Annotated in this window: 6 protein-coding genes; 4 read left to right on the top strand and 2 right to left on the bottom strand. The window is 73.2% G+C overall.

The window, feature by feature from the left end; genetic code table 11:
* Position 1 precedes the first annotated feature (1 nt).
* The 4 genes from nuoL to recQ all read left to right on the top strand — a co-directional run bounded on the left by nuoL (position 2) and on the right by recQ (position 7688).
* Positions 2-1966, top strand: coding sequence for an NADH-quinone oxidoreductase subunit L (nuoL, locus tag VM636_RS12650; protein ID WP_030420550.1), 1965 nt, complete (start codon positions 2-4; stop codon positions 1964-1966).
* A gap of 5 nt (positions 1967-1971) precedes the next feature.
* Complete coding sequence (locus VM636_RS12645; RefSeq protein WP_030420549.1) at positions 1972-3543, top strand: NADH-quinone oxidoreductase subunit M; 1572 nt, start codon at positions 1972-1974, stop codon at positions 3541-3543.
* Positions 3540-5189 (top strand): NADH-quinone oxidoreductase subunit NuoN, encoded by a 1650-nt coding sequence (nuoN, locus tag VM636_RS12640; RefSeq protein ID WP_030420548.1) that lies wholly within the window; start codon positions 3540-3542, stop codon positions 5187-5189. Before VM636_RS12645 ends, nuoN begins: the two co-directional genes overlap by 4 nt.
* A gap of 462 nt (positions 5190-5651) precedes the next feature.
* Positions 5652-7688 (top strand): DNA helicase RecQ, encoded by a 2037-nt coding sequence (gene recQ, locus VM636_RS12635; RefSeq protein ID WP_338484441.1) that lies wholly within the window; start codon positions 5652-5654, stop codon positions 7686-7688.
* Between the two features lie 28 nt (positions 7689-7716).
* Here recQ and VM636_RS12630 read toward each other — a convergent pair whose 3' ends face one another.
* Together VM636_RS12630 and fahA are read right to left on the bottom strand one after the other, a co-directional pair.
* Positions 7717-8655 carry a M56 family metallopeptidase gene (locus tag VM636_RS12630; protein WP_053913294.1) on the bottom strand — a complete coding sequence of 313 codons (939 nt, stop codon included), beginning with the start codon at positions 8653-8655 and terminating at the stop codon, positions 7717-7719.
* A 306-nt stretch (positions 8656-8961) separates the two neighbouring features.
* Complete coding sequence (fahA, locus tag VM636_RS12625) at positions 8962-10182, bottom strand: fumarylacetoacetase (RefSeq protein ID WP_053913293.1); 1221 nt, start codon at positions 10180-10182, stop codon at positions 8962-8964.
* Positions 10183-10212: the final 30 nt, after the last annotated feature.

Genomic DNA, 10212 nt, shown 5'->3' with positions numbered 1-10212 from the left:
CGTGAGTAACGCAGAGAATCTGATCGCGCTGCTGGTGGCGGCGCCCTTGCTCGGAGCGGTGGTCCTGCTGTGCGGGGGCCGCCGGCTGGACGCCGTCGGCCACTGGGTCGGCACGGCGCTGGCCGGACTGTCCTTCCTGATCGGGCTGGTCCTCTTCTCCGACCTGCTCGGCAGCGCCGCCGCCGACCGCACCCTGACGCAGCACCTGTTCACCTGGGTCCCGGTGGAGGGGTTCCAGGCCGACGTGGCCTTCCGGCTCGACCAGTTGTCGATGACGTTCGTGCTGCTGATCACCGGCGTCGGCTCGCTCATCCACCTGTACTCGGTGGGGTACATGGAGCACGACGAGCGGCGCCGCCGCTTCTTCGGCTACCTGAACCTCTTCCTGGCGGCGATGCTGATCCTGGTCCTCGCCGACAACTACCTGCTGCTGTACCTGGGCTGGGAGGGCGTCGGCCTCGCCTCCTACCTGCTGATCGGCTTCTGGCAGCACAAGCCCAGCGCGGCCACCGCGGCGAAGAAGGCGTTCCTGGTCAACCGGGTCGGCGACGTCGGCCTGGCGATCGCGATCATGCTGATGTTCCTGTGGTTCGGCACGTTCGCCTTCGGGCCGGTGCTCGGCGAGGGCGGCCAGGCCGGCCTGGCCGGCGGCGCCGGGGAGGGCAAGCTCACCGCGATCGCGCTGATGCTGCTCCTCGCCGCCTGCGGCAAGTCGGCGCAGGTGCCGCTCCAGTCCTGGCTCGGGGACGCGATGGAGGGCCCGACCCCGGTCTCGGCCCTGATCCACGCCGCGACGATGGTCACCGCGGGCGTCTACCTGATCGTCCGCTCCGGCGCGATCTTCAACGGCGCCCCGGACGCCCAGGTCGTCGTCACCGTCGTCGGCGCGGTCACGCTGCTCTTCGGTGCGATCGTCGGTTGCGCGAAGGACGACATCAAGAAGGCGCTGGCCGGCTCGACCATGTCGCAGATCGGCTACATGGTGCTCGCCGCGGGCCTCGGCCCCATCGGCTACGTCTTCGCCATCATGCACCTGGTGACGCACGGCTTCTTCAAGGCCGGGCTCTTCCTCGGCGCCGGCTCCGTCATGCACGGCATGAACGACGAGGTCGACATGCGCCGCTACGGCGGCCTCAGGAAGTACATGCCGGTCACCTTCGTCACCTTCGGCCTCGGCTACCTCGCCATCATCGGCTTCCCGGGCCTGTCCGGCTTCTTCTCCAAGGACAAGATCATCGAGGCGGCGTTCGCCAAGGGCGGCACCGAGGGCTGGATCCTCGGCGCCTGCGCCCTGCTCGGCGCGGCCCTGACCGCGTACTACATGACGCGCGTGATGCTGATGACCTTCTTCGGCGAGGAACGCTGGCGCAACGCGCCGGCGCCGTCCCCGGACTCGCCGGACGTGGAGCCGGCCGCGCGGACCGGCGCCGAGCCGCAGCCGCACGAGTCGCCGCGGATCATGACGATCCCGATGATCGTGCTGGCCGTCGGATCGGTGGCGGGCGGTGCCTTCTTCAGCATCGGCGACCGCTTCCTGCACTGGCTGGAGCCCGTCACCGGGCACTCCCACGGCAACGCGCCGCTCAGCGCCCTGACGGTCACGGCGGCCACGGTGGCCGTGATGATCGCCGGTGTCGCGGTCGCCTGGGCCCAGTACGGGCGCCGTCCGGTCCCGGCCGTCGCCCCGCGCGGCTCGCTGCTCACCCGGGCCGCCCGGCGCGACCTGTACCAGGACGATTTCAACCACGTCGTGCTGGTGCGCGGCGGTGAGCACCTGACCCGCTCGCTGGTCTACGTCGACCACACGCTGGTCGACGGGGTCGTCAACGGCACGGCGGCCTCGTTCGGCGGCCTGTCCGGGCGGATGCGCAAGCTGCAGAACGGCTTCGCGCGCTCGTACGCGGTCTCGATGTTCGGCGGTGCGGCGGTCCTGGTCGCCGCGACCCTGCTGATGAGGGCGGTCTGATACCGATGTCCTTTCCCCTGCTGACAGCGACGGCGGCCCTCCCGGCCGTCGGGGCGATCGCCACCGCCGCCGTACCGGCCGCGAAACGCACCGCCGCCAAGTGGCTGGCGCTGCTGTTCTCGCTCGCCACGTTCGGGCTGGCGGTCGCGATCCTGGTCCGCTTCGACCCGGGCGGCGACCGGTACCAGCTCACCGAGTCCCACTCCTGGATCGCCGACTTCGGCGTCCGCTACGACCTGGGCGTGGACGGCATCGCGGTGGCGCTGATCGCGCTGACCGCGCTGCTGATCCCGTTCATCATGCTGGCGGGCTGGCACGACGCCGACCCCGAGGAGACCGGCAGCCGCCGGTGGCGGCCGACCCAGGGCTACTTCGCCCTGATCCTGGCCGTCGAGGCGATGGTGATCCTCTCCTTCGAGGCCACCGACGTCTTCCTCTTCTACATCTTCTTCGAAGCCATGCTGATCCCGCTGTACTTCCTGATCGGCGGCTTCGGGGACCGGGCGCACGAGCACGGCGAGGAGACGGCCCGGACCCAGCGGTCCTACGCCGCGGTGAAGTTCCTCCTCTACAACCTGGCCGGCGGGCTGATCATGCTGGCCGCGGTGATCGGCCTCTACGTGGTCGCCGGCAACTTCTCGCTCACCGAGATCGCCGCCGCGCGGGCCGACGGCTCGCTCACGATGGCGGCCTCCACCGAGCGCTGGCTCTTCCTCGGCTTCTTCTTCGCCTTCGCGGTGAAGGCGCCGCTGTGGCCGCTGCACACCTGGCTGCCCAACGCCATGGGGGAGTCGACCGCGCCGGTCGCGGTGATGATCACGGCGGTCGTCGACAAGGTCGGCACCTTCGCCATGCTCCGCTTCTGCCTCCAGCTCTTCCCCGAGGCGAGCAAGTGGGCGACGCCGGTCGTCCTGGTCCTCGCGGTGATCAGCGTGATCTACGGCGCGCTGCTCGCCGTCGGCCAGCGCGACATCAAGCGGCTGATCGCGTACGCGTCGATCTCGCACTTCGGCTTCATCATCATGGGCATCTTCGCCATGACGAGCCAGGGTCAGTCCGGGGCGACGCTGTACATGGTCAACCACGGCATCTCGACCGCCGCGCTGCTGCTGGTGGCGGGCTTCCTCATCTCCCGGCGCGGCTCCCGGCTCATCGCCGACTACGGCGGGGTGCAGAAGGTCGCCCCGGTGCTGGCCGGCACCTTCCTGATCGGTTCGCTGGCGACGCTGTCCCTGCCGGGGCTCGCGCCGTTCGTCAGCGAGTTCCTGGTGCTGGTCGGCACGTTCACGCGCTATCCGGTGATCGGCGTCATCGCCACCCTCGGCATCGTGCTCGCCGCCCTGTACACCCTCGTCCTGTACCAGCGGACGATGACGGGACCGGTGCGGCCCGAGGTGTCGGCCATGCCCGACCTGCGGGTGCGTGAGCTGGCGGTGGTCGCCCCGCTGGTGGTGCTGCTGGTCTTCCTCGGCGTCTATCCCAAACCGGTGGCCGACATCGTCAACCCGGCGGTGCGGCAGACCATGTCCGACGTACACAAGCAGGACCCCCGGCCCGAGGTGGAGGCGGCCAAGTGAGCGCATCAGCCGTCCACAGCCTGTGGACAACGGCGGTCGATCCGATCGCGAAGATCGAAGCGCCGAAGATCGAATTCGGGCAGCTCTCGCCCATCCTGATCGTCATCGGCGCGGCCGTGCTCGGGGTGCTGATCGAGGCGTTCGTCCCGCGCCGGCACCGCTACCACGCCCAGCTCTTCACGGCCGTGGTCGCCCTGGTCTCCGGCTTCGCCGCGATCGTCGCCCTGGCGGCGAGCGGCTACGCCACGACCCGCTCGGGCATCGCCGCGATGGGCGCCCTCGCCGTCGACGGACCGGCCCTGTTCCTCCAGGGCACGATCCTGCTGGCGGCCCTGGTCGGCCTGTTCACCTTCGCCGAACGCCGCCTCGACCCCGAGGCGCACGGCAACCGCGTCGACTCCTTCGCCGCGCAGGCCGCGGCCGTACCCGGCTCGGAGAACGAGCAGAAGGCGGTCAAGGCCGGGTTCACCACCACCGAGGTCTTCCCGCTGCTGATGTTCGCGGTCGTCGGCATGCTGGTCTTCCCGGCCGCCAACGACCTGCTGACGCTCTTCGTGGCGCTGGAGGTCCTCTCCCTCCCGCTGTACCTGCTCTGCGCGCTGGCCCGCCGCAAGCGGCTGCTCTCGCAGGAGGCCGCCGTCAAGTACTTCCTGCTCGGCGCCTTCGCCTCGGCGTTCACCCTGTTCGGCATCGCCCTGGTCTACGGCTACGCGGGCTCCATGTCGTACGGCGTCATCGCCCGGGTCGTCGACGGCTCCGCGCCGAGCGTCACCCCGGCGCTCGCGGGCACCACGGCCAACGACGCGCTGCTGCTCGTCGGCGGCGCCCTGATCGTCATGGGCCTGCTCTTCAAGGTGGGCGCGGTGCCGTTCCACATGTGGACCCCCGACGTGTACCAGGGTGCCCCGACGCCGGTCACCGGCTTCATGGCGGCGGCCACCAAGGTCGCGGCCTTCGGCGCGCTGCTGCGCCTGCTCTACGTCGTCCTGCCGGGCCTGCGCTGGGACTGGCGGCCGGTGATGTGGGGCGTGGCCATCGTCACCATGCTGGCCGGCGCGATCGTGGCGATCACGCAGACCGACATCAAGCGGCTGCTGGCGTACTCCTCGATCGCGCACGCGGGCTTCATCCTCGCGGGCGTCATCGCGGCCAACCCGGAGGGCGTCTCGTCGGTCCTCTTCTACCTGGCCACGTACTCCTTCGTCACCATCGGCGCCTTCGCCGTGGTGACCCTGGTGCGCGACGCGGGCGGCGAGGCCACGCACCTGTCCAAGTGGGCGGGGCTCGGCCGCCGCTCGCCGCTGGTGGCGGGGGTCTTCGCGGTCTTCCTGCTGGCGTTCGCCGGCATTCCGCTGACCTCCGGCTTCGCGGGGAAGTTCGCCGTGTTCAAGGCGGCGGCGCAGGGCGGCGCGGTGCCGCTGGTGGTCATCGGTGTGCTCTCGTCGGCGATCGCGGCCTTCTTCTACATCCGCGTGATCGTCCTGATGTTCTTCAGCGAGCCGCGGCCGGAGGGCCCGACCGTCGCCGTGCCGTCGCCGCTGACCATGACGGCCATCGCGGTCGGCGTGGTGGTCACGGTGGTCCTGGGCGTGGCCCCGCAGTACTTCCTGGACCTGGCGGGACAGGCGGGCGTCTTCGTCCGCTGACACCGCCTCCGGTCCGCCGCCGGCCCGGCCCCTCCCCGGAGGCGCCGGGCCGACGGCGTTCCCGGGGGCCGGCGCCGTCCCCGGGAGGGTGCTGCCCGCGTGCCGTCGCCCCGCGCCCGGCGGCGGTCGGGCCCGGGTCCACCGGGAGGCGCACGCCCGCCTTCCCGCGTCCGCGGCCCGGCCGCCCTCCGGAAGGGGGCGGCCGGGCGGGCGTGGACGCCCCGGGTGCGCCGCTCGCCGGCGCTCCCACGGGAGGGGGTCTCGCGGGTGCGCGACAGGCGGTCCGCCGGGACCGGGGCAGTCCCGCGCGAACGCGTGGGCGAGTGGGCGTGTGCCCGGCGTCGCCCGGGACCGGCGGGCTGTGGACAAGTCGGGGGGTGTCCGCGCGGACCCCTATCGTGGAGTCGTGGCCGGGACAGGACGGCCCGGGGCGGACGCGGCAGGACGGGCGGGGGACGAGCGATGGGCGGGACGGTTGTGACCGGCGAGACGACAGGGACGAGCGGTGTGGACGGCGAGGCGCTGGCGACACTGCGGCGGGTCTTCGGGTACGAGGCGTTCCGCGGCGAGCAGGAAGCCGTCGTCGACCACGTGATCGCCGGTGGCGACGCGGTCGTGCTCATGCCGACCGGCGGCGGCAAGTCGCTGTGCTACCAGGTCCCGGCCCTGGTCCGGCCCGGCACCGGCGTCGTCGTCTCCCCGCTGATCGCCCTCATGCAGGACCAGGTGGACGCGCTGCGGGCGCTCGGCGTGCGCGCCGGGTTCGTCAACTCCACGCAGGACTTCGACGAGCGGCGCCTGGTGGAGGCCGAGTTCGCCGCGGGCGAGCTGGACCTGCTGTACCTGGCCCCCGAGCGGCTGCGCCTGGAGGCCACCCTCGACCTGCTCTCCCGCGGCAAGGTCTCCCTCTTCGCCATCGACGAGGCGCACTGCGTCTCCCAGTGGGGCCACGACTTCCGCCCCGACTACCTGGCCCTGTCGCTGCTCGGCGAGCGCTGGCCCGACGTGCCCCGCCTGGCGCTCACCGCGACGGCCACCCACGCCACGCACCAGGAGATCACCCAGCGGCTGGGCATGCCGGACGCCCGGCACTTCGTGGCCAGCTTCGACCGGCCGAACATCCAGTACCGGATCGTGCCCAAGTCGGACCCGCGCAAGCAGCTCCTCTCCTTCCTGCGCGAGGAGCACCCCGGGGACGCGGGCATCGTCTACTGCCTCTCGCGCAACTCGGTCGACAAGACCGCCGAGTTCCTCACCCGCAACGGGGTCGAGGCCATCCCGTACCACGCGGGTCTGGACGCGGGCACCCGCGCCGCCCACCAGTCCCGGTTCCTGCGGGAGGAGGGTCTCGTCGTGGTGGCGACGATCGCCTTCGGCATGGGCATCGACAAGCCCGACGTGCGGTTCGTCGCCCACCTCGACCTGCCCAAGTCGGTCGAGGGCTACTACCAGGAGACCGGCCGCGCCGGCCGCGACGGACTGCCCTCGACCGCCTGGATGGCCTACGGGCTCAACGACGTCGTCCAGCAGCGCAAGCTGATCCAGTCCGGCGAGGGCGACGAGGCGTTCCGCCGCCGCGCCCAGTCCCATCTGGACGCGATGCTGGCGCTGTGCGAGACGGTCCACTGCCGGCGCGGCCGGCTCCTCGCCTACTTCGGCCAGGACCCGGACCCGGCCGGCTGCGGCAACTGCGACACCTGCCTCACCCCGCCCGAGACCTGGGACGGCACGGTGGCCGCGCAGAAGGCGCTGTCGACGGTGGTCCGGCTCAAGCGGGAGCGCGGCCAGAAGTTCGGCGCCGGGCAGATCGTCGACATCCTGCTGGGCAAGCGCACCGCCAAGGTGATCCAGTTCGACCACGACCAGCTCTCCGTCTTCGGCATCGGCCAGGAGCTGACGGAGGCCGAGTGGCGCGGTGTCGTACGGCAGTTGCTCGCCCAGGGACTGCTGGCCGTCGAGGGCGAGTACGGCACGCTGGTGCTGACCGACGACAGCGGCGCGGTGCTGCGGCGCGAGCGGGAGGTGCCGCTGCGCAAGGAGCCCGAGCGGCCCGCCGCCGCCCGCGCGGCGGGCGGGCGCTCCGCCCGCAAGGCCAAGCCCGCCGCGGCCGACCTGCCCGAGGAACTGGTGCCCGCCTTCGAGGCGTTGCGCGCCTGGCGCGCGGAGCAGGCCCGCGAGCAGGGCGTGCCCGCGTACGTCATCTTCCACGACGCCACGCTCCGCGAGATCGCCACCGCCTGGCCCACGTCGCTCGGGCAGCTCGGCGGGATCGGCGGGGTGGGTGAGAAGAAGCTCGCCACGTATGGGGAGGGTGTGCTGGAGGTGCTGGCCGGGCTCGGCGGGCCGGGCGCGGCTCCGGCCTCCCGGGAGGGCGCGGGGCCGGGGGCCGGCGCGGGCGGCGGGCCGGCGTCCGCCGCGGTGGCGGTGCCGGCCGGGGGACCGGACCCCTTCGACTGGCCGGACGTCGAGCCCGGCCCGGAGCACGACGACTGGGCGTAGGCACGGGCCGGACCCGGGGCGGCGGCGGTCAGGTCAGGGCCGTCAGCCCCGGGGCGAAGGTGATCAGCAGTGGCAGGAGGGGGACCAGCGCGGCGGTCGCCGTGGTGAGCGCCCGGTGCCGGCGGTCCAGCCGGGGCGGCGGCTCCAGCAGCCGGTCGACCCGCTCGCCCAGCAGACGGCTGCTGGAGGCGCAGGAGAGCACGCCCCGGTGCTGGTTGAGCTGGATCAGCGCGAGCGCGGTGGTGAGGTGGCCGCAGCGCCGGGAAGCGGCGTCGTCGGCGGCCAGTTCGACCAGGCGGTGCGTCTGGTCGCAGAAGTGCGCGAAGAGCGGCACGCGGGGGAAGCCGGTGGCCAGCGCCGTGGACAGGTGCAGCAGCCAGTCGTGCCGGGCGCGGGCGTGGCCCCGCTCGTGGGTGAGGACGGCGTCGAGCTGGTGGTCGGTGAGCCGCTGGAGCGCGCCGGTGGTGACGATGAGCTGCGGCGGACTGCCCGGCATCCACCAGGCGTCCGGGTACTCGTCCTCCAGCACCAGCAGCGGACCGCGCGCCGTGGGCAGCCCGGCGGGCAGATCGGGGGCGCGTTCGCGCAGGTGGGCGCGGGAGACGGCACGGCGCCTGCGGGCCTCGACGAGTTCCCGGAGCAGCACGGCCGCCGTCCAGGCGGCCCCGCAGGCCAGGAAGACGGTGAGGACGGCCGCCCAGAGGGGACCGGCGGAGAGGTTGTAGGCGGCGGCCACGGCGGGCGGCGCCGGGGCGAAGAGCTGGGCACGGACGGTGCCGAAGACGGCGGCGGCCCCGAGGGCGAGCGCGGTCAGACAGCACAGCAGCACGGTGGCGACCAGGCACTGCCACACCCACAGGCCGACCACCGGCTCCCGCTCGGGCCACACGGACCGCGTCAGCAGACGCGGCACCGGGACGGCCGCCGTCACGGCGACGACGGACAGCAGGACCAGGCAGACGGTCATGCCACGGACTCCGGTTCCTCGGGGAGGGCGGCTTCGGGCGGGGCGGGGTGCCGCGCGGCGCCGCGGGAGGGACCCGGGGGCCGGGCGGACGTGCCGCGCACCGCCCGCCGCCAGTATGACGGTGACGGGCGGTGCGAGGCAGGGGCCGCGCGCGACGGATGTGCGGCGGACGGGGGACCGTACGCCCCGCGGCCGGGGCGCGCGGGCGCGGGCGTGGGCGCCGGTTCGGGCGCGGTGGCCGGGCCTTCGCCCCGGGCGGGTCGGCCGGCGCGGCGGGACCGGCCGGGCGGGGCCCCGGCGCGCCGCCTAGCCGGCGACCACGCGGCCGGTGACCTCGCCGAGCCCGACCCGGGTGCCGTCCGGTCCCGGAGCCCACCCGGTCAGCGTCACGACGTCCCCGTCCTCCAGGAACGTCCGCTTCCCGCCGGGCAGTTCGAGCGCGTCCCGGCCGTTCCAGGTCAGCTCCAGCAGCGAACCGCGCTCCCGCTCGGCGGGGCCGCTGACGGTGCCGGAGGCGAAGAGGTCGCCGGTGCGCAGCGACGCGCCGTTGACGGTCAGGTGGGCCAGTTGCTGGGCGGCCGTCCAGTACATGGTGGAGAAGGGCGGCTCGGAGACGACGTGGCCGTTGACGGCGACCGTAAGGCGCAGGTCGTAGCCGCCCGGCTCGACGCGCTCGGCGTCGGTGTCGTCCAGGTAGGGCAGCAGCGGGTGGGTCCGCTCCGGGGGCACCGTCCGCGCCGTGTCCAGGGCCTCCAGCGGAGTGATCCACGCCGACACCGAGGTGGCGAAGGACTTTCCGAGGAAGGGGCCGAGCGGCACGTACTCCCAGGACTGGATGTCCCGCGCCGACCAGTCGTTGAGCAGGCAGAGCCCGAAGACGTGCTCGCGGAAGTCGCCGAGCGGCACCGGCCGCCCCCGCGTGGAGGGCGTGCCCACCACGAAGCCGACCTCCGCCTCGATGTCCAGGCGGACCGACGGGCCGAAGACCGGCGCCGGGTCGGCGGGGGACTTGCGCTGCCCCGACGGGCGCACCACGTCCGTGCCGGAGACGACGACCGTGCCCGCCCGGCCGTGGTAACCGATCGGCAGGTGCTTCCAGTTGGGCGTGAGCGAGTCGGCGGCGTCGGGCCGGAACATCTTCCCGACGTTGCGGGCGTGGTTCTCCGAGGCGTAGAAGTCGACGTAGTCGGCGACCTCGAAGGGCAGGTGCAGGGTCACCGCCGACAGGGGGTGCAGCAGCGGCCGGAGCGTCTCGCGGTGGGAGGGCACCGTCAGCCAGGCGGTCAGCGCGCGCCGCACGTCCGACCAGGTGGTGCGGCCCGCCGCCAGCAGCGGGTCGAGGCTGGGCCGCGCGAGCAGGGAGGCGTACGGGGAGCCGAGCGCGTGCGCCGCGGCGCCGGCGTCCAGGACGTGGTCGCCGAACCGGACGCCGACCGTCCGCCCTTGGGTGCCGGGGATCGAGAACACGCCGTACGGAAGGTTGTGCGTACCGAAGGGATCGCCCTCGGGGACGTCGAACGGGGGCATCGGATGCTGCCTCGCTTTCGTGCGCGCCGT

Source organism: Streptomyces sp. SCSIO 75703 (genome assembly GCF_036607905.1).
Taxonomy (GTDB): Bacteria; Actinomycetota; Actinomycetes; order Streptomycetales; family Streptomycetaceae; genus Streptomyces.
The sequence above is the reverse complement of the archived record's forward strand: the minus strand, read 5'-3'. Positions and strand labels throughout refer to the sequence as shown.